The sequence below is a fragment of the Chryseobacterium taiwanense genome, from assembly GCF_000813825.1.
Taxonomy (GTDB): domain Bacteria; phylum Bacteroidota; class Bacteroidia; order Flavobacteriales; family Weeksellaceae; genus Chryseobacterium; species Chryseobacterium taiwanense.
This window is the reverse complement of sequence record NZ_JWTA01000011.1, coordinates 13874-33287: the sequence shown is the minus strand read 5'-3', so window position 1 is coordinate 33287 and position 19414 is coordinate 13874. Positions and strand designations below refer to the sequence as shown.

General features: G+C 35.4%; 20 protein-coding genes and 1 tRNA gene. 16 read left to right on the top strand and 5 right to left on the bottom strand.

Translation table 11 applies throughout. From position 1 onward, the window contains the following. The 3 genes from RM51_RS13350 to mce all read right to left on the bottom strand — a co-directional run. Window positions 1-486 (bottom strand): hypothetical protein (locus tag RM51_RS13350; protein ID WP_039370448.1); only part of this gene is annotated, 486 nt, incomplete at its 3' end. A gap of 88 nt (window positions 487-574) precedes the next feature. Next, a tRNA-Ile gene (locus tag RM51_RS13345) sits at window positions 575-648 on the bottom strand. 62 nt (window positions 649-710) lie between these two features. Next, on the bottom strand, window positions 711-1109 hold the full coding sequence (gene mce, locus RM51_RS13340) for a methylmalonyl-CoA epimerase (protein ID WP_039370445.1): 399 nt from the start codon (window positions 1107-1109) through the stop codon (window positions 711-713). A 93-nt stretch (window positions 1110-1202) separates the two neighbouring features. Here mce and rbfA point away from each other — a divergent pair, with 93 nt between their 5' ends. The 7 genes from rbfA (at window position 1203) to RM51_RS13305 (ending at window position 8964) form a co-directional block, all read left to right on the top strand. After that, the gene (gene rbfA / locus RM51_RS13335; RefSeq protein ID WP_039370441.1) at window positions 1203-1562 is read left to right on the top strand and encodes a 30S ribosome-binding factor RbfA; all 360 of its coding nucleotides are present in this window, start codon (window positions 1203-1205) and stop codon (window positions 1560-1562) included. Window positions 1563-1568: 6 nt separating this feature from the next. Continuing rightward, window positions 1569-2774, top strand: coding sequence for an ABC transporter permease (locus RM51_RS13330; RefSeq protein ID WP_039370439.1), 1206 nt, complete (start codon window positions 1569-1571; stop codon window positions 2772-2774). Between the two features lie 48 nt (window positions 2775-2822). Continuing rightward, entirely contained in the window at window positions 2823-4619 is a 1797-nt protein-coding gene (locus RM51_RS13325) for an endonuclease (RefSeq protein WP_039370436.1), read from the top strand. 57 nt (window positions 4620-4676) lie between these two features. Further along, on the top strand, window positions 4677-5414 hold the full coding sequence (locus tag RM51_RS13320) for a shikimate dehydrogenase family protein (protein ID WP_039370434.1): 738 nt from the start codon (window positions 4677-4679) through the stop codon (window positions 5412-5414). A 73-nt stretch (window positions 5415-5487) separates the two neighbouring features. Then, entirely contained in the window at window positions 5488-7281 is a 1794-nt protein-coding gene (locus tag RM51_RS13315) for a DUF349 domain-containing protein (protein WP_039370431.1), read from the top strand. 58 nt (window positions 7282-7339) lie between these two features. Then, window positions 7340-8362, top strand: a complete 1023-nt coding sequence (gene ribD, locus RM51_RS13310; RefSeq protein ID WP_039370428.1) for a bifunctional diaminohydroxyphosphoribosylaminopyrimidine deaminase/5-amino-6-(5-phosphoribosylamino)uracil reductase RibD — start codon at window positions 7340-7342, stop codon at window positions 8360-8362. A 2-nt stretch (window positions 8363-8364) separates the two neighbouring features. Then, a complete protein-coding gene (locus tag RM51_RS13305; RefSeq protein WP_039370425.1) occupies window positions 8365-8964 on the top strand; it encodes an IMPACT family protein in 600 nt (199 codons plus the stop codon). Window positions 8965-8974: 10 nt separating this feature from the next. On the opposite strand, the gene RM51_RS13300 is transcribed toward RM51_RS13305, so the two are convergent. Together RM51_RS13300 and RM51_RS13295 are read right to left on the bottom strand one after the other, a co-directional pair. Then, window positions 8975-10090 (bottom strand): hypothetical protein, encoded by a 1116-nt coding sequence (locus tag RM51_RS13300; RefSeq protein ID WP_039370422.1) that lies wholly within the window; start codon window positions 10088-10090, stop codon window positions 8975-8977. Between the two features lie 125 nt (window positions 10091-10215). Further along, the gene (locus tag RM51_RS13295; RefSeq protein ID WP_185095010.1) at window positions 10216-10926 is read right to left on the bottom strand and encodes a zinc metallopeptidase; all 711 of its coding nucleotides are present in this window, start codon (window positions 10924-10926) and stop codon (window positions 10216-10218) included. Between the two features lie 105 nt (window positions 10927-11031). Between RM51_RS13295 and RM51_RS13290 the strand changes: the two genes are divergently transcribed. The 9 genes from RM51_RS13290 to RM51_RS13250 all read left to right on the top strand — a co-directional run bounded on the left by RM51_RS13290 (window position 11032) and on the right by RM51_RS13250 (window position 19369). Continuing rightward, window positions 11032-12165, top strand: a complete 1134-nt coding sequence (locus RM51_RS13290; protein ID WP_039370418.1) for a GNAT family N-acetyltransferase — start codon at window positions 11032-11034, stop codon at window positions 12163-12165. A gap of 388 nt (window positions 12166-12553) precedes the next feature. Beyond that, window positions 12554-12925: an NADH-quinone oxidoreductase subunit A gene (locus RM51_RS13285; protein WP_039370415.1), complete on the top strand. Its 372-nt coding sequence runs from the start codon at window positions 12554-12556 to the stop codon at window positions 12923-12925. 106 nt (window positions 12926-13031) lie between these two features. Continuing rightward, complete coding sequence (locus tag RM51_RS13280) at window positions 13032-13592, top strand: NADH-quinone oxidoreductase subunit B (protein ID WP_039370412.1); 561 nt, start codon at window positions 13032-13034, stop codon at window positions 13590-13592. A gap of 5 nt (window positions 13593-13597) precedes the next feature. Further along, the gene (locus RM51_RS13275) at window positions 13598-14092 is read left to right on the top strand and encodes an NADH-quinone oxidoreductase subunit C (protein WP_039370410.1); all 495 of its coding nucleotides are present in this window, start codon (window positions 13598-13600) and stop codon (window positions 14090-14092) included. 68 nt (window positions 14093-14160) lie between these two features. Then, complete coding sequence (locus RM51_RS13270; RefSeq protein ID WP_039370407.1) at window positions 14161-15384, top strand: NADH-quinone oxidoreductase subunit D; 1224 nt, start codon at window positions 14161-14163, stop codon at window positions 15382-15384. Between the two features lie 111 nt (window positions 15385-15495). Continuing rightward, window positions 15496-16005 carry an NADH-quinone oxidoreductase subunit NuoE family protein gene (locus RM51_RS13265; RefSeq protein WP_039370403.1) on the top strand — a complete coding sequence of 170 codons (510 nt, stop codon included), beginning with the start codon at window positions 15496-15498 and terminating at the stop codon, window positions 16003-16005. A gap of 78 nt (window positions 16006-16083) precedes the next feature. Beyond that, window positions 16084-17442 (top strand): NADH-quinone oxidoreductase subunit NuoF, encoded by a 1359-nt coding sequence (gene nuoF, locus RM51_RS13260; protein WP_039370402.1) that lies wholly within the window; start codon window positions 16084-16086, stop codon window positions 17440-17442. 1 nt (window position 17443) lies between these two features. Next, window positions 17444-18325 carry a hypothetical protein gene (locus tag RM51_RS13255; protein WP_039370453.1) on the top strand — a complete coding sequence of 294 codons (882 nt, stop codon included), beginning with the start codon at window positions 17444-17446 and terminating at the stop codon, window positions 18323-18325. Between the two features lie 45 nt (window positions 18326-18370). Further along, the gene (locus tag RM51_RS13250; protein ID WP_039370398.1) at window positions 18371-19369 is read left to right on the top strand and encodes a 2Fe-2S iron-sulfur cluster-binding protein; all 999 of its coding nucleotides are present in this window, start codon (window positions 18371-18373) and stop codon (window positions 19367-19369) included. Window positions 19370-19414: the final 45 nt, after the last annotated feature.

The window sequence follows — 19414 nt, the reverse complement described above, 5'->3', positions numbered from 1 at the left end:
TAACAAAGTTAGCAACTCCAGATTGTATATAACCCCAGTTTCATCGAGTGTAAAGTTTGGTAGATTAGGTAAAGCTAATTTTTCATTTAAAAATTTCACCAAGCCTCTCAATGGTAGTAGAAAATACGAATATTTATTAATTGTTTCAGTATTATTACTTATTATACTTTGGATTATATTAAACTGATATCTTAAAAAATTCTGATTTTTATTAAGATCATTATTAATATAATTATCTAAAAGAAGTTTTTTTGATTTTTCAAATTCAATGCGTAATATTGGTATAAGAAGATCAGCAACAGACATTGATTTTTTAATATAATCTCCCCACTCATTTTGTTCTACATAAATTATTTCTGAGGGTAGAGTTATATTATAAGATGGAAAATCACTATAAAGTAATTGTTTATCTAATTCATGATAGATATTTTGTTCATTGAGAATATATTCAAAAAATAATACTGGATTTTCTAAATTACTTTTCATTATCTCAAATTTACAAAATGTTGCAGTATTGTTGCAGTCAAAAAATAAAAAAAGCACCTACATTTCTGTAAGTGCTTGATTTAAAAAGTGGTCCCACCTGGGCTCGAACCAGGGACCACCTGATTATGAGTCAGGTGCTCTAACCAACTGAGCTATAGGACCTCAAAACTTGGTTAAATTTTGTGTTTGCAAAAATAGCAAAAATTCCTTCACTACAAAATTTTTTATGACTTTTCTTGACACAATTCTACCAGCACTCCATTGGTAGATTTAGGATGTAAGAAGACAACTAATTTGTTATCAGCACCTTCTTTCGGTTCTTCGGAGATAAACTGAAAGCCTTCATTTTTCAATCTTTTCACTTCATCGTAGATATTTTCTACTCCGAATGCCAAATGATGGATGCCTTCACCTTTTTTATCTATAAATTTCGAGATAGGACTTTCAGGATTACTAGCTTCCAAAAGTTCAATTTTGCTTTCTCCGGTTTCATAGAAAGAGGTTACTACACCTTCCCTTTCCACCGTTTCTTTTTTATAAGATTCTTTTCCTAATAATTTAGCAAAGAGTTCATCCGAAACTCCTAAAGACTTTACGGCAATACCGATATGTTCTAGCTTCATAAAATACTAATCAATAATTAAAATTGTAAATTTGATACTGCATCTGAATTTCAAAGTATCAATTCAAACAAAAGTACTAAATTTGCAGAAATTATGGAAAGTAACAGACAAAGAAAAGTAGCACAGATTATACAGGAAGACTTCGCAGAGCTTTTCCGCAAACAGGCTGCAAACAGCCAGCAAAGTATTTTGGTAAGCGTATCTGATGTAAAAGTAACAGCAGATTTAGGGATTGCCAAAATTTATTTAAGTATTTTCCCTCAAGAACACCGTAGTGCAGTAATGAAGGAGATAGAAGAAAACAAAGCTCAGTACAGAAATTTCATCGGCCAGAAAATGGCAAAACAAGTGCGTGTAATCCCTCAACTTAATTTTTACCTGGACACCACTCTTGATGATGTAGAAAAATTGGAAAGAGAATTAAGAGGCGAAGGCGACAATCCTGTTTTATAAATCATTTTGAAGAACATTGCATTTTATATCGCATCCCGCTACCTTTTATCTAAAAAAGGAAGCACTGCTGTTACGTTTATTACGTGGCTTGCTGTGGGAGCAATGACGGTAGCTGTAACTGCAATGTTCGTCATCATTTCTGTTTTCTCCGGACTCGAAGATTTTAATAAAGATCTTATTGCCAATCTTCATGCTGATCTTACCTTAAAAAGCAGTTCCGGAAAAACGATTAAAAATTTACAAAAAGTCGATGATGTTTTAAAAAAGAATAAAGCCATTCTAAGTTTCTCTAAAATTATAGAGGAGAAAATATACATCAACTACAACGGCAAAGGCGATATCGCCTATTTAAGAGGAGTAGATTCTGCCTACACAAAGGTAAATCCTATTGACAAGAGTATTTTCTACGGAACCTATCCAAGCTTCAATTATTCTAATGAAGTGCTTATGGAACATTCTCTTAAAAACAGACTATCTATTCCCGTAGATTCCACCTCAGATTTTGCCACGATCTTCATGCCTAAACCCGGCACAGGAATCATTAATAAAGAAGAAGATATTTACAATAAAAAAAATATTTTCGTTACAGGCATTTTTCCCGGAAATGACCAGCTCAACAATTACATTATAGCTCCGATTGAACTTACCGAAGAATTATTAAATCTCCCAAAGCAATCGGCTTATCAAATTGTCATTAAGCTTAAAAATCCTGAAAATGCAGATGCTGTAAAGCAGAATTTAATTTCACAATTAGGCAAAACCATCGAGGTTAAAACCAAAGAAGAGGAAAATGCAGCTTTCTGGAAAATGATCAATACTGAAAAGCTATTTATCTACCTTATTTTTGCGTTGGTTATCTTCATTACCACCTTCAATCTTGCAGGGGCAATTATCATTTTACAGCTTGATAAAAAAGAACAAGCCAGATCATTGGTTTCCCTTGGATTTCCTTTGGCACATTTAAGAAAAACCTATTTTTATACAGGCGTTCTCATCGTTGTTTTAGGAATTATTTCAGGGTTAATATTAGGTACTCTTTTATGCTATTTCCAGCAATATACAGAATTCTTCAAAGCCATAGGAACACTGCCTTTCCCAATCAAAATCGTAGGGAATAATTACATTATCGTTGCTCTTACTGCGTCGGTATTTGGCATCATGATTTCATGGTTTTTCTCCAAGATCGGAAAAGACTATATTACTAAAAGTTAATATATAAGGCTTCATTTTTTCGTACCTTTACGCCCCCAATTTTAAAAAATGACACGAATACTATTTTCTTTGTTGTTTTCATTTGCATTCGTTAATGCATTTGCACAAATTCCGACAGGATATTACAACGGAACAACAGGACTTACTGGAGCGGCTTTAAAAAGCAAACTGAATCAAATTATCACCAATGGTCATATTGACCACGGTTATGGCGGACTTTGGACCGGCTATCAAACGACCGATCGTGATTATTATTATGAAAATGACGGAACGATTTTAGACATCTATTCCGAAAACCCAAATGGAACAGATCCTTACAATTTTACTTACTCAACCAATCAGTGTGGCTCTTACAATGTGGAAGGAAATTGTTATAACAGAGAACATATAGTACCTCAAAGTCTTTTCAATGAAGCACTTCCTATGAGGTCTGACATACATTTTATTCGAGCAACCGATGGAAAAGTAAACGGAATGAGATCTAACTATCCTTACGGAAAAGTAGGTTCTGCATCTTTCACTTCTTTAAACGGATCTAAACTTGGAACTTCTATTTCTCCTGGTTATTCAGGGATTGTTTTTGAGCCTATCGATGCTTTTAAAGGTGATGTTGCAAGAATGATTCTTTATTTTGTAACCCGATACGAAACACAACTTTCAGGGTTCAGCACCGGAAATATGTTGGGAGGCTCAGCTTTCCCTGGTCTTCAGACTTGGGAACTTAATCAGCTATTGGCTTGGAATACATTAGACCCGGTTTCTCCTGCAGAGATTGGAAGAAATAACGCTTCTTACACTTATCAAGGAAACAGAAACCCTTATATTGATCATCCTGAATATGTAGATCAGATTTGGGGAACACCGGTTATTGACACTCAAGCTCCGACTGCTCCAAGCAATTTAACAGCTAATAACCCTACAAGTAATTCCATCTCGTTGAGCTGGACTGCTTCTACAGATAATATAGGAGTAACAGGTTACGACATTTATTTCTCAAACGGAACCTTTTATGCGACTGTTACCGGAACGACAGCAACTGTTCAAGGATTAGCTCCTTCTACATCTTACACATTCTATGTAATTGCTAAAGATGCTGCCGGAAATTCATCTACCCAGAGTAATACGGCAACAGAAACTACCCTTGCCGGACAACCTGGTGGAGGAAGCTGTGGTACAGAAGACTTCAGCAACATTCCAGCTGCCGCTTCAAGTTATGTAACCCAAACTTGGACTAACAACGGAATTACATGGAACGCAACCGATGCAAGAACCGATCAAAGCATTGTTGATAATTCAAACAACAAAGCGATTACGATAAGAAACGGAAACCTTACCAGCTCTACCCTTTCAGGAGGAATTCAAAGTTTGACCGTTACAGCCGCTTTAAAATTCACAGGAAGTTCAAGCAATCTTAATGTTGAAATAAACGGAGTTCAGGTAGGAACTATTCCTTATACATCTACATCAACAACTCCTGTTACAATCAACAACATCAATGTAAGTGGAAACGTTATTATAAAAATCACTAATCCAACTACCGGAAACAGAGTTGCTATCGACGATTTAAGCTGGACTTGCTATAGCGGCAGCTTAGCTACAACAGAAACTTCAAAGGAAAAAGCATTTAGTGTTTATCCTAATCCTGTTAAGAATCACGAATTATTTGTAAAAGGTGAAAACATCAGTAAGATTTCAAAAGCAGAAATTATTGATCTTTCAGGAAAGCTTATCCAAGTAATCCATAATCCTTTTAAAAACTCTAATAAAATAGAGCTTAAAACCTTATCAAAAGGAGTTTATTTACTAAAAACAGATATAAGCACTACAAAATTCATTGTAGAATAAATACAAATTTAATTTATAAAAGACCGAATTTCTCGGTCTTTTTTTTATTTTTGAAGTATGATTTCCAATAAAAAATTAGGCTTAATAGGACGAAACATCTCTTATTCTTTTTCAAAAAAATTCTTTGAAGATAAATTTCAAAAACTCATGCTAAAAGATCACTCTTACAGCATTTTTGATTTAAATGAAATACATGAAGTTGAACAATTATTTTCTACTCCTGATCTTTTAGGATTCAATGTTACCATTCCATACAAAGAGAAAATCATCGATTATCTGGATGAACTGAGTGATGAAGCTCAGAAAATAGGCGCTGTAAACTGTGTCTTGATTCAGGATGGTAAAAAAACGGGTTACAACACAGATGCTTTCGGGTTTGAAAAAACCTTGCTTCTTCATAAAAAGCCATACCAAAACTCAGCCCTTATCTTAGGAAACGGAGGAGCTGCAAAAGCGGTACAATATGTTTTGAATAAACACGGGATCTCTTCTATCACGGTTTCCAGAAGTACGGAAATCAATTTTGACAATCTGGATCAGGCAACGGTTGAAAATCATCCTATTATTATTCAGTGTACTCCGGTTGGAACTTTCCCGAATGTTGAAGACTGTCTAAAATTTCCTTTTGAAGGAATTTCTAAAAACCATTTGGTGATTGACCTAATTTACAATCCAAACTATACCCAATTCATCATCAATGCGTCCGAAAAAGGAGCAAAAACCGTGAATGGTTATTATATGCTGGAACAACAGGCAGAAAAAGCTTGGGAAATTTGGAATTTTCAAAAAAAATAACATAAATTAGTGTTTTAATTGGCTTTTTGCTATATTTAAAAGATATTAATGCCACTTACATAAAAGACTTGCTATGACTACAGAAAACAATCTTTCTGAAAACGAAGAAAAGAAAAATGCTAACGAAGTATCTCTAGAGAACACATCGAATGACTCCGTTTCTCCTCATGAAGAAGAGGTAGAGTCTGTAGAGGATCAGGAAGAGGTAGAAATTTCTTTGGCAGATGCTTTAAAAGAAATGGAAAAAATCATCAACACTCCCAATGCTGGTGAGAATTTCAAAAAATTCAATCTTTTAAAAGAAAAAGCAAGTCATTATATTCATGATGAGATAGAAGATAAAAAACATGAATATGTGGAAGCAGGAAATGCACCGGAAAATTTTAGCTACGAACATCCTTCGCAGTCTAGACTTTCTGCTTTGGTAAATATCTTCAAAGAAAAGCATGACTCCTACCAAAAAGGTCAGGAAGAAGAGCAAAAGAAAAGTCTTGACCACCGTCAAAATATCATTGAACGCCTTAAAAACCTTTACACCAATTCTGAACCGGGAACAAATCTGTTCAAATCTATCCGTGAAATAAAAGAAGAATGGTCTAAAGCTGGACAAGTTGCTAAGTCTGAATTTAAAATCCTTAACAATAATTATTTCCACCATTTGAACCAATTTTATCAAATGCTGGATTTAAATAAAGAATTCTTGGAGCAGGAATACAGCCATAACCTTGAGAAAAGACAGCATATTATAGAACGTGCAAAAGAACTTGAGAATGAGCCTGTAATCCAAAAAGCATTGAACGAGCTTCAATACCTTCATAAACTTTGGAAAGAAGAAGCAGAACCAGTTGCTGAAGAGTTCCGTGAAAAAACTTGGGAAGAGTTTAAAGAAATTTCCAATAAAATACACGAAAGAAAATCTGAGTTATCTGCTGCTATAGAATCTGAGCAAACCGTTAATCTTGACAAGAAAAATCAGATTATTGCTGAAATCAAGAAACTTTCAGAACCTGCAGAAACGTCCAATCACAATTATTGGCAGAATGCTATTCGTAGAGTTGAAGATCTTCGTTCAGAGTTCTTAAAAACCGGAAGTGTTCCGAGAAAGCTATCTAACCAAAACTGGAATGATTTCAAAACGACACTAAGAGGTTTCAATACCACTAAGAATAATTATTACAAGTCATTAAAAGGTTCTCAGCAGACGAATCTGGAAGAAAAATTAAAACTCATCCAGACTGCAAAAGACAATATGAACAATGAAGAATGGGATATCACTGTACCATTATTCAAAAAACTTCAGGAAGACTGGAAAAAAATAGGTCACGTTCCTAAGAGCATGACCAATAAAATCTGGGATGACTTCCGTGATGCATGTAATACATTCTTCAACAATTACAGAGAAAAGAACAACACTTCCACAGATAACTGGAAGGAGAATTATAAGAATAAAAAAGAGCTTCTTGAAGAATTAAAAACTGTTACCAATGAAGATGGCAGTATAGAAAAAATAGAAGCCATCAAAACCGCTTGGAATAATATCGGAAAAGTTCCGAGAGATAAGATTTCAATCAACTCAGAGTTTAACAAAGCGTTGAGAGAAAAATTAAAACTGAACAAAATCAACGAGCTAGAACTTAAAGAAGAAGGTTTATCTGAAAACCAGCTTACAGATAAAGCAAGAAAGATCAAGAGCCAAATCTCTGACCTTGAAGCTGAAATCGTAAAACTGGAGAACAACTTAGCATTCTTCAACAAGCCATCGAGAGAAAATCCTCTATTGAAAGATACTTTCGATACGATTGATCAGAAAAAAGCTCATTTAGAAACCTTAAGACAAAATCTTCACAGCATTATCGCCGGAGAATAAACTTATAAAAAATCTAAAAAGCGGAGCAAAGCAATTTGTCTTCGCTTTTTTCTTTCCTATGCAAGACGAATTTTATATCAGAAGATGTATTGAGCTGGCTCAAAAAGCTATCGGCAACACCTATCCCAATCCTTTAGTGGGAAGCGTGATTGTTCACGACGGAAAAATTATTGGCGAAGGCTATCATCATAAAGCAGGAGAACCTCATGCAGAAATCAATGCTATTAATTCCGTTAAAGATAAAAGCTTACTTACTGAATCTACCATTTACGTTTCCTTAGAACCTTGTGCACATTACGGAAAAACGCCTCCTTGTGCTTTAAAAATTAAAGAACTAGGCTTTAAAAAAGTAGTCATTGGAGCAATGGATTCTCACGATAAAGTCAACGGAAAAGGGAAGAAAATTATTCAGGATGCAGGTATTGAAGCTGTTTCCGGAATTTTAGAAAACGAGTGTATCGAACTCAATAAACGTTTTTTCACATATCACGAAAAGAAAAGACCGTATATCATTTTAAAATGGGCAGAATCCGGAGATGGATTTTTAGATAAAGATTTCAAACCTACTTCTATTTCCAATACTTTGGTGAATCAATTTGTTCATCAATTAAGAGCCGATGAACATGCTATTTTAGTAGGAACCCAAACTGCATTGAACGACAATCCGGGTTTAACCGTAAGGAATGTAGAAGGCGTAAATCCTGTAAGAATCTTAATTGATTTTGATTTAAAAGTTCCCCAGAATTTCAACATCTATAATAAAGAAGCTAAAACGTTAGTTTTCAATGCTACAAGAGAAGAAATCAACGAGAACATTCATTTCATTAAGATCGAGAAAGAAAATTTCCTCCCCGATTTAACGCAAGCATTATACAAAGAACAGATTCAATCGGTCATTATTGAAGGAGGAAGATTTACGTTACAACAATTCATCAATGCTAATCTTTGGGATGAAGCCATTGTCATTAAAAATGAAAATCTGAAACTGGAAAACGGAACTCAGGCTCCTGAATTTGAATTCAAGCCTTATAAAACCGAAGATTTCAGAGACAACACAATAGAGTTTTATAAAAAAAGATAAAAATGCAGTTTGAGTATAAATCCATAGCAAGCCCAATAGAAAACACCTTATTAAAAGAAAAAGGAAGCAAATTCCTCGGATTTGCTTATCCTGTAAATAATGAAGAAGAGCTAAAAAATGCTTTAGAAAAAGTAAGAACAGAGCATCCAAAAGCAACGCATCATTGTTATGCTTTCAGAATGGGACTGAATGGGGAAAACTATCGTGCTAATGATGACGGAGAACCTTCAGGAAGTGCAGGATTGCCAATCTACAACCAACTTTTAGCCCATGAAATTACCAATGTTTTAGTGATTTCAGTTCGTTATTATGGAGGTACAAAACTAGGGGTTTCCGGTTTGGTAAAAGCATACAAAGAATCTGCAAAAATTACTTTAGAAGAAGCAGATATTGTTATTAAAGAGCTAGAAACGGATATTGAAATTCAATTTAATTTTAATCAGCAGAACATTATTTTCACCTTATTATCGAAATTTGATGCAAGAATCATCAACTTCGATTCGCAGGAAAAAGCATCTATAGTAGCCAAAATAAAATTAAAACATAAGGATGAAATTTCAGAAACCTTAAGTAATTTACAGTTTGTAGAATATAAAGTGTAAATTCAAAAAATTACAATTCCTTAGTTTTTCCGGGTTTCGGATGATAAAGAATTATACTCACATTATCCTTAGCGTATTTTTTCTTTAGGTAAGCTCCAATTTTTTTATAATTTTCAACTTCAGGAATGGGTACAGATTTTATTTCTTGTAATGCCCAGTTTTGTAAATTAATACTCGCTTTCTCTTTGCAAAAAGAAGCCCTTTTAGATTCAAAATAAGGAGCAAGTTCTCGTTCTTTTTCAGAAACACAGATATAAACCTGTTCTCCTTTTCCGGAATATAAATTGAATGAAAAATACTGATACCATCTGCCAAAAAAACTAAATACAGGCATGACAAACCAAAGCATCAACCAATAGAAATTGGAAACAAGAGTCTTTTTGTAGGAAAACTCAATTGGTTTTGAATATACAATGATTAAAATAGAGATCATTGCCAAATTCCAGGGCCAGATCACAGAATTGTAGCTCAACCCAAACGGTCCGATCAATATCAAAATACTTAAATGCATCACAATCAACAAGTAGCTTATCTTTCTTTTTGATTTTGAAACAAGAAGCAATATTGCCAACACAATTTCTACAATAGGAATCAGCAAGCCTATAAAAAACAGCTTATACTTTACAATAAATCCCATTGAAAGTCCTAGAAAGTCTACCAGCACCATATTCAGCCATACGGAAGAAAGAAAATCACGATTGAGTTTATGTAATCCACTAAAAAGATAAACCGAAACTAAAAACAGATGGCTTAATACTACAATATTTTTAGGTTTGTAAAAATTAATGATTACCAGTAACAAAAAACATAAATACATATATTCCCAAGGCTGCCATCTTACCGTATCCAACGAACAACTTATTATTTCTGAGATAAACAAAATAATTAGCAGCCATCGATTAATTTTAAAACATATTACTGCTATTAAAACTAAAAGAGAAAGTCCGAATAAAAGCTGATGCAGAAAATCCGGAACATTTTCCAAGACATCAATAGAAGGAATTATTGGATAAACTCTATCTGCAATCCATGTTTTATAACTCCACATTTTTGCGACAAGCCAGAAAAAAGCAATCACCTTTATTAAATAGCTGATCTGTTTATCTGATATATCTCTTGTAAGCATTTATGTTTCGTGATTAAGTCTTATCAAAAATATCAAATAGAATTAACATAGGCTCATTTTTATTATTCAGAATAAAAAACACCTTAGAGTTTTTCTAAGGTGCTACTTATGTAATGATATAAAATTTAATCTCTTCTTCCTCCCATGAGCAGAGATGCCCAGTAAAGAAGTTGTGCCAATGAACCGATAGCTGCTACAACATACGTTCTCGCCGCCCATTTCAAACTATCCTGAACACCAACGTATTCTTCAGAAGTCACTGTTCCTGTATCTTTCAGCCACTTCATTGCTCTATTACTTGCGTCATATTCCACAGGAAGTGTTACGAAAGCAAATAAAGTTGTAAACGCAAACATAATAACTCCGACCGCCAACACCAATCTATTACCTGTAGGATTTTCAATAGTCTGTGTTGCCGCCATAATCATAATCCCAGCAATAAGAACAAACTGCATCAAATTAGAACTTATACTTACAACAGGAACTAACTTTGAACGCAACTGAAGCATGGAATAGCCTTTTGCATGTTGAACAGCATGACCGCATTCATGAGCTGCAACCGCTGCAGCCGCTGCATTTCTCTGCATATAAACTGCCTCAGAAAGATTGACCGTTTTATTTTCAGGATTATAGTGATCTGTTAATTGTCCGGGAACTGAAATTACCTGAACATCTGTAATCCCATTATCTCTTAACATCTTCTCGGCAACTTCCTTTCCGGAAAGCCCGTTTCGAAGATGCACATTCGAATAATATGCAAATTTGGATTTCAATCTCGATGAAACCCACCAACTTACCAGCATTGACACACCGATAATAATGTAATAACCTATCATTTTATTAGATTTTAAATGTGTTTTTTTACTATTTTGATGTAAAAACTGTGCCAAAGTATTGCATTTTATTAATTATATTTGTCTGTTTAATCAGCGTCATACACTATGTTGAAAGTTTCCATTATTGAAGTAAAAACCCCGGATCAATCGAAACAGTTTGTTCGATTCCCAATGGATTTATATAAAAACAACCCTTATTATGTTCCAGCATTCATTAATGATGAGATTAACATCTGGAACCCAAAAGAAAATCCTGCTCTTCAATATTCTGAAGCCAAGCAGTTTTTAGCCTATAAAAACAACACTATTGTTGGGAGAATTGCCGTAATCATCAATCATAAAGAAGAAAAAGAACTGGGCATCAGAAAAGTTCGCTTCGGATGGATAGATTTTATTGATGATGAGGAAGTTTCTCAGGCTTTAATTCAGACAGCCATAGATTTCGCAAAAGAAAAAAACATAGACACCATTGAAGGACCAATGGGCTTCACCAATCTGGACAAAGCAGGAATGCTGACATTAGGTTTTGACAAATTGGCAACCATGATCGGAATTTACAATCATGATTATTACCCGAAACATCTTGAAAAGCTAGGTTTAGTAAAAGAAAAGGAATGGGTAGAATTTGAACTACAGTTCCCTGAGGTTTTACCTGATAAAATACACAAATTCAACGAATTGATCTCTCAAAAATATCATCTTAAAGTTTTAGAATTCAAAACTAAAGAAGAGATTATTGAATATGTTGATCCTATGTTTGATCTCTTGGACGAAACTTACAAACACCTTTCGACCTACACTCCTATTTCGGATGAACAGCGCAAAACATATAAAGAGAAATACTTTAAGCTGATCAACAAAGATTATATCGTTTGCGTTGCTGATGAGTCTAATCAATTGGTCGCATTTGCAATCACAATGCCTTCTTATTCGAAAGCTTTACAAAAATCTAAAGGGAAACTTTTACCTTTCGGATGGTGGCATTTTTTGAAAGCAGGAAAGAAAAACGACAGAGCCAATTTTTATTTGATTGGTATTCATCCGGATTATCAAAGAAGAGGAGTAACCTCTATTATTTTCAAAGAGATCTGGAAATTATTCAGACAAAAAGGAGTAAAATATTTGGAAACCAATCCTGAACTAGAAGAAAACAAAAGTGTACAACTGTTGTGGCAGGATTACAACCCTGTTAATCACAAAAGAAGAAGAACCTATTCTCTGAATATAAATAATGAATGATTAGTAATAGGTAATTAAATTAATTACCTCATGCCTTTTTCATACCATACATTTTGATAAACTAAATCCACAAACCGTCCCATTTTTATCATGAAACCACATCTTATTATTTTCGCCATTTTAATCGCCGGATTTATTGTTTACAATTTCTTTTTCAAGATAGAAGATGACAGAACCAATACTGTAGTTAACATAATGTATGCAAGTGTTTTATTCGGTTATATCTCTTTTATGGCGTTTTCTCTCCTCAAAAAAATGAAAAAATAAACGCTATTTTTATTGATTCTAAATTATCGGTTTTTCCTATTTTCATCATATTTTAAAGCTGATAAATTTCATGCTTTCTTGTTTATTCGCTAAATTTGCAAATTGAGATAATAATGCAAAAATGAATTTACCTGAAAGTTATATTCCAATCCTTATACAGGCAGGTGTTGCGATAGGATTCGTAGCAGTTTCTTTGCTTGGAGCACATTTTTTAGGACCAAAACAGAAAAAAGGAAATTCTGTTAAAAACCAAAGCTGGGAATGTGGTGTCCCGGTAGAAGGAAATGCAAGAACACCGTTTTCGATCAAATATTTTTTGACAGCGGTACTATTCGTATTATTCGATATTGAAATCGTATTTTTTTATCCATATGCAGTCAACTTCAGAGAATTCGGAATGGAAGGATTCTTGGCAGTACTTACGTTCGTGGCGATTTTCTTCATGGCATTTTTCTATGTATGGAAACGCGGCGCACTAGATTGGGATAAATAAGAGAAATTATAAATTTTAAATTACAAATTTTAGATGGTGGTTTTTAATTAAAGTTAAGATTAACAATAATTTAGAATCTAAAATTTAAAATCTAAAATCTACTAAAATGTCAGATAACAAACCAGTAATAAAAACAGATGCACCTGCTCCGGAAGGATTTGAAGGAGAAGGGTTTTTCGCAACGAAACTGAGCAGTGTAATCGGAATGGCTAGAAAGTTTTCACTTTGGCCATTACCTTTTGCAACCTCTTGTTGTGGTATCGAGTTTATGGCTACCCTGAACCCTACGTATGATGCTTCAAGATTTGGTATGGAAAGAAACTCTTTCTCCCCAAGACAAGCAGATATGTTGATGGTTTGTGGAACTATATCTAAGAAATTAGGACCAGTCCTAAAAGAAGTTTACACTCAGATGGCAGAGCCGAAATGGGTGGTTGCAGTTGGAGCTTGTGCTTCCAGCGGTGGTATTTTTGATACTTATTCAGTATTACAAGGAATCGATAAAATTATCCCTGTAGACGTATACGTTCCGGGATGCCCTCCAAGACCGGAGCAGATTATCGAAGGCGTAATGCAGGTTCAGGCTTTGGCAGAAAGCGAAAGCATCAGAAGAAGAGATATGCCTGAATACCAAAAATTATTAGATTCTTACAACATAAGCAACTAACGGAAATGACAAACGAATTTGTATTAGAAGCAATCACAAGAGAATTTCCGGAGTCTGTAATCGCAAGTTCAGAGCCGTATGGAATGTTGACTATTGAGGTGAAGAAAGAAGATATCAAGAAGATCATTCATTATCTTAGAGATTCATCACTAGAATTTAACTTCCTTACGGATATTTGTGGAATCCATTACCCGGAATATCCTGAGAAAGAAATCGGAGTAGTTTATCACCTACACAATATGATGGCTAACTTCAGATTGCGTCTGAAAATCTTTATGTCCAGAGAAAATATCGAGGTTGATTCTTTAGTAGAATTATATGCCGGAGCAAACTGGATGGAAAGAGAAACTTTTGATTTCTTTGGAATTAAATTTAAGGGACACCCGGATCTGAGAGCTATTTTAAATATGGAAGATCTTGGATACCACCCAATGTTGAAGGAATATCGTTTGGAAGACGGCACAAGAACCGATAAGAACGATAGCATGTTCGGAAGATAAAAAATATAAATGATTAATGATGATTGGTTTATGATCAATTATCGCCTATCAATTATCAATTATATATTATGAAAGATAACTCATTATCTAATATACTAAACCAGTACGAAAGTAAGGAACAGATTGACGGTCAATTATACACCCTCAATTTAGGACCCACTCACCCTGCAACGCACGGGATTTTCCAGAATATCTTAACGATGGACGGAGAAAGAATCCTTCACGCTGAGCAAACTGTTGGATACATCCACAGAGCATTTGAGAAAATTTCTGAAAGAAGAAACTATTCTCAGATCACTACCCTTACCGACCGTATGAATTACTGTTCTGCGCCTATCAACAACTTAGGTTGGCACATGACAGTGGAGAAGCTAATCGGAGTTAAAGTTCCAAAGCGTGTAGATTATATGCGTGTTATTTTAATGGAGTTAGCAAGAATCGGAGATCACCTTATCTGTAACGGTGTAACCGGGATGGACTCCGGAGCAATTACTGGTCTTACTTATATGTTCATCGAAAGAGAGCGTATTTATGATATGTACGAGCAGATCTGCGGAGCGAGAATGACGACCAATATGGGAAGAATTGGAGGTTTTGAAAGAGATTTCACTCCAAAATTCCATGAGTTATTAAAGGATTTCCTTAAAACTTTCCCAGCAAGATTCAAAGAATTCTGTACGCTATTGGAAAGAAACAGAATTTTCATGGACAGAACTATCGGAGCAGGAGCAATTTCTGCTGAAAGAGCATTAAGCTATGGGTTTACAGGTCCAAACTTACGTGCAGCAGGTGTAGATTATGATGTAAGAGTTGCACAACCTTATTCTTCTTATGAAGATTTCGACTTCATCATTCCAGTAGGAACTTCTGGTGACACTTACGACCGTTTCATGGTTCGTCAACAAGAAATCTGGGAATCACTTAAAATTATCAATCAAGCATACGACAATCTTCCAGAAGGGCCATTCCATGCGGATGTTCCTGATTTCTATCTTCCTGAAAAGGCAGATGTATATCAAAAAATGGAAGCTTTGATTTACCATTTCAAAATTGTAATGGGAGAAACTGATGTGCCGAAAGGTGAAGTTTACCACGCTGTAGAAGGTGGAAACGGAGAATTAGGATTCTATTTAGTGAGTGATGGTGGAAGAAGTCCTTACAGACTACACTTCAGAAGACCATGTTTTATCTACTACCAAGCTTATCCAGAGATGATTACAGGTTCTGTAATTTCTGATGCGATTGTAACGATGTGTAGTATGAATATCATTGCGGGAGAATTAGACGCATAATAAGAAATTATAGATGTTGGATTATCAATTTTAGATGAATCCAAACTCCATATAAAAATTGAAATTTTTTAGAATTTAAAATCTAAAATTCAAAATTTAAAATTTAAAAAAGTGAGCGAAACAATAGCTTTTAAACCGGAAAGTTTAGCACAGGTACACAAAATTATCGCAAGATATCCTGAAGGAAGACAAAAATCAGCTCTTCTTCCTGTTCTGCATGTAGCACAGAAAGAATTCGGAGGATGGTTAGACGTTCCTGTGATGGATTATGTTGCGGAATTATTGAGTATTAAGCCAATTGAAGTATATGAAGTAGCAACTTTCTATACGATGTTCAACATGAAGCCGGTTGGTAAATATGTGTTGGAAGTTTGCAGAACGGGACCTTGTATGGTGTGCGGAAGCGAAAAAATTCTGGATCATATCAGAACCAAACTGAACATTAAAGACGGACAGACGACTGAAGACGGAATGTTCACCTTAAAACCTGCTGAATGTCTTGGTGCTTGTGGATACGCTCCGATGATGCAGTTAGGAAAATTCTTTCATGAAAATTTAACGATAGAAAAAGTTGACGAAATCCTTGATCTTTGTAGAGAAGGACAGGTTGATTTGGGCTAAATAAATTTTAAACTAATTAAAAAAAGGCGCGTAGCAAATAGCCAAAAGCTAGAAGCCATTCGCTAAAAGCATACTAAAATGAGTAAAAAACTTTTACTTAAAGACGCACATATAGAAGGTATCCGTTACTTTGAAACCTACCGTAAACAGGGAGGTTACACTGCAGCTGAAAAAGCCTTGAAAATGACACCTGACGAAATTCTTGAAGAAGTAAAAGCTTCCGGGCTTCGTGGACGTGGTGGAGCTGGATTCCCAACTGGGATGAAATGGAGCTTTTTGGCAAAACCGGAAGGCGTTCCAAGACACTTGGTCGTAAATGCCGATGAATCTGAACCGGGAACTTTCAAAGACAGATATTTGATGGAGTTTCTTCCTCATTTATTGATCGAAGGAATGTTGATCTCATCTTTCTGCTTAGGTTCAAATACTTCTTATATCTACATCCGTGGAGAATATTCTTGGATTCCGGATATTTTGGAAGAAGCGATTGAAGAAGCTAAAGCGGCAGGATTTTTAGGTAAAAATATTTTAGGAACTGGTTTCGACTTGGAAATCTACGTTCAAAGAGGAGGTGGAGCATATATATGTGGTGAAGAAACTGCATTGCTTGAATCTCTTGAAGGTAAAAGAGGAAATCCGAGACTAAAACCGCCATTCCCAGCTGTAAAAGGGCTTTGGGAAAGACCAACGGTAGTAAATAACGTTGAATCTATCGCGGCAATCGTTCCAATCATTGATATTACAGGAGCTGAATACGCTAAAATCGGAGTTGGAAGATCTACAGGTACGAAATTGATTTCTGCTTGTGGAAACATCAACAAACCAGGAGTTTATGAAATCGATATGACCATTACAGTTGAAGAATTCATTTACTCAGAAGAATATTGCGGCGGTATAAAAGACGGAAAAAGATTAAAAGCTTGTATCCCTGGAGGAAGCTCTGTTCCGATCGTTCCTGCTAATTTATTATTAAAAACCGTAAACGGAGAACCAAGATACATGAACTACGAATCATTAGCAGACGGTGGTTTCGCTACCGGAACAATGATGGGTTCAGGAGGTTTCATCGTATTAGATGAAGACCAGTGTATCGTAGATCATACCATGACTTTAGCGAGATTCTATAATCACGAAAGTTGCGGACAATGTACTCCTTGCCGTGAAGGAACGGGATGGATGTACAAGATTTTAAAGAAAATCGAGAAAGGAGAAGGAAAAATGGAAGATATCGATCTACTTTGGGATATCCAGAGAAAGATCGAAGGAAACACGATTTGTCCATTGGGTGATGCAGCAGCTTGGCCGGTTGCAGCAGCGATTCGTCACTTCAGAGATGAGTTCGAATGGCACATTAAAAACCCGGAGTTGTCACAAACTCAAAATTACGGATTAGCACATTATGCAGATCCAATTCCTGCTGTTGAAAATAATGCTTAGAATGAAAAATTTATTGGTAGCCGGCATTCTGATGTCGGGGATTGCCTTTGGACAAGTCAAAAAAGATACATTAGAAAAGGAATATAAACTGGAGGTTGCTCCATATAAAGCTGAAAAGAAAGAAAAACCTTTACCATTAAGTAAAAAAGGACAGATGTTCGTTTTTTTTGGTTGGAACAGAGGAGCTTTCAGTAATTCAGATATTCATTTCAGTGGAAACGGTTATGATTTTCAGTTGAATAATGTATCTGCAAGAGATAAACCTACAAAATTTGGAATCGTGTATTTTGATCCAAGTTGGTTTACAGTAACGCAGTATAATTTCAGACTCGGGTATTTTATTAAAGATGATTTAGCCCTTGTTCTTGGAATTGATCATATGAAATATGTAATGAAACAAAACCAGACGGTTGATTTTTCAGGACATATCTCAGATCCGAAATATGCAGCAATGGTACAGAACGGACAGGTAGATTTATCAGATTCGCAGTTCCTTACTTTTGAGCATACAGACGGTCTTAATTATGAAAACTTAGGTTTAGAGAAATACAAAAACCTTGTTCATAAGAAAAATATAGACTTGGTATGGTCTTATGGAGCCGGAATCGGAGTCATGTTCCCGAAAAGTAACATCAAACTTTTTGGAAATGAAAGAAGCGACCGTTTTCATGTGGCAGGTATGGGAGCCGATCTTAGATCCAGTTTGAACATGGTTTTCTGGAAAAACTGGATGTTGAGAGCAGAAGTAAAAGCCGGATACATCAACATGTGGGATATTAAAACCACATTGAACAACAAACCGGATAAAGCTCGTCAGGATTTTGTTTTCGGACAAGTACTTGCAGGGATCGGATATACATTTAATACAAAAAAGTATAATTAAAATATAGCGAAAAGCTTTAACACAGCTTAAGCGAAAGCATAGAATATGAGCGAAGAGGTTAAAAAATTCAAAATAACTATAGACGGACAGACTACCGAAGTTATGCCTGGAACTTCTATTTTGGAAGCTGCCAGACAAATCGGTGGAAAATCTGTACCTCCTGCAATGTGCTACTACAGCAAATTGGAAACCAGTGGAGGAAGATGTAGAACTTGTCTTGTAGAAGTTTCTAAAGGATCAGAAGCAGATCCTCGTCCTATGCCAAAATTGGTTGCAAGCTGCAGAACCAACGTAATGGATGGTATGGAAGTAAAAAATCTTACTTCTGAAAAAGCTCAGGAAGGTAGAAAAGCTGTGACTGAGTTTTTATTGGTAAATCACCCATTAGACTGTCCTGTTTGTGATCAGGCTGGAGAATGTCATCTTCAGGACTTAGGTTACGAGCACGGAAATCTTGAGACAAGAACTGAGTTTGAAAGAAATACTTACGAAGCAGATGATCTTGGTCCGCACATTAAATTGAACATGAACCGTTGTATTCTTTGCGCTAGATGTGTATTAGCTGCAAACCAGTTAACTGGTGAAAGAGAACACGGAATTCTTTTCAGAGGAGATCACGCTGAAATTTCTACTTATTTAAATAAAGCTTTGGATAATGATTTCATCGGAAACGTAATCGACGTTTGTCCGGTTGGAGCATTAACAGACAGAACTTCTCGTTTTGCAAGCAGAGTTTGGTTCACAAAACCAATGAACGCCACTTGTAAATGTGATAAATGTTCAGGAAAAGCTACTGTTTGGATGAAAGGTGATGAAATTTCAAGAGTTACTGCCAGAAAAGATCAGTGGGGTGAAGTTGAAGAGTTTATCTGTGATACTTGCCGTTTCGAAAGAAAATCATTGTCAGACTGGAACATTGAAGGTCCAAGACATATCGACAGACATTCAGTTATTTCATTGAACCACTACGAAAAGCCTAAAGATGAGCTAAGAGTTTTAGACAATCCTACGGCTAAAGAAATCAGTGAAAAAGACGAAAAATAATTTGAAAATTTGATAATGAGCTAATTTGAAAATGAAAAGCTTGAC